Raw genomic sequence first — 1,209 nt, 5'->3', positions numbered from 1 at the left:
AGGAGGAAGAAGCAATGTCAAAAGAGAAGTTTGAAAGAACAAAACCGCACGTAAATATAGGAACAATAGGACATGTAGACCATGGTAAGACTACATTGACAGCAGCAATAACAATGGTTTTATCAAAAGAGGGAAAGGCATCTGCAACAAAATATGATGAGATAGATAAAGCACCAGAGGAGAAAGAAAGAGGAATAACCATAAATACAGCACATGTTGAATATGAGACAGACAAGAGACATTATGCACATGTAGACTGTCCAGGACATGCAGATTATGTAAAGAATATGATAACAGGTGCAGCACAGATGGATGGAGCAATATTGGTAGTAAGTGCAGCAGATGGTCCTATGCCACAAACAAGAGAACATATACTACTGGCAAGCAGAGTAGGAGTACAATATATAGTAGTATTTTTAAATAAAGCAGATCAGGTAGACGATCCGGAATTATTGGAATTAGTAGAGATGGAAGTAAGGGAATTGTTAAGTGAATATGGTTTTCCAGGAGATGAAGTTCCAATAATAGTAGGAAGTGCACTTAAGGCATTGGAGAATCCAGATGATCCAGAAGCTACAAAGTGTATACATGAATTAATGGATGCAGTAGACAATTATATACCTACACCAGACAGACCAACAGACAAACCATTTTTAATGCCAATAGAGGATGTATTTACAATTACAGGAAGAGGAACAGTAGCAACAGGAAGAGTAGAGAGTGGAGTATTAAAAATAGGAGACGAACTAGAGATAGTAGGATTAAAAGAAGAGAGCAAGAAGACAGTATGTACAGGAGTAGAAATGTTCAGAAAGCTTCTTGATCAGGCAATGGCAGGAGATAATATAGGAGCACTTTTAAGAGGCATACAGAGAGACGAAGTAGAGAGAGGCCAAGTACTTGCAAAGCCAGGTACAGTACACCCTCACAAGAAATTTGTAGGTCAGGTTTATGTACTTAAGAAAGAAGAAGGCGGAAGACACACACCATTTTTTAATGGATACAGGCCACAATTTTATTTTAGAACAACAGATGTAACAGGATCCATTGCACTGCCAGAAGGCGTAGAGATGGTAATGCCGGGAGATCATATAGATATGAATGTAGAACTGATAACACCGGTAGCAATGCATGAAGGATTGAGATTTGCAATAAGAGAAGGCGGAAGAACAGTTGGTTCTGGTGTTGTAACTAAAATAGTTCAGTAAT

1 protein-coding gene is annotated in these 1,209 nt (G+C 38.4%); it reads left to right on the top strand.

The annotated features are described in order from the left end of the window. The first annotated feature begins 14 nt into the window (after positions 1-14). Positions 15-1,208, top strand: a complete 1,194-nt coding sequence (tuf, locus tag AB8U03_RS18005) for an elongation factor Tu (protein ID WP_369705927.1) — start codon at positions 15-17, stop codon at positions 1,206-1,208. The last annotated feature ends 1 nt before the right edge of the window (position 1,209 follow it).

Source organism: Clostridium moutaii, from assembly GCF_041205085.1.
Classification (GTDB): Bacteria; Bacillota; Clostridia; order Clostridiales; family Clostridiaceae; genus Clostridium_B; species Clostridium_B moutaii.
This window is presented reverse-complemented; position numbering and strand designations above follow the sequence as displayed.

Bases quoted from the DNA above. Each gene is read 5' to 3' on its own strand.
- tuf (WP_369705927.1), top strand. From the start codon at position 15: ATGTCAAAAGAGAAGTTTGAAAGAACAAAACCGCACGTAAATATAGGA.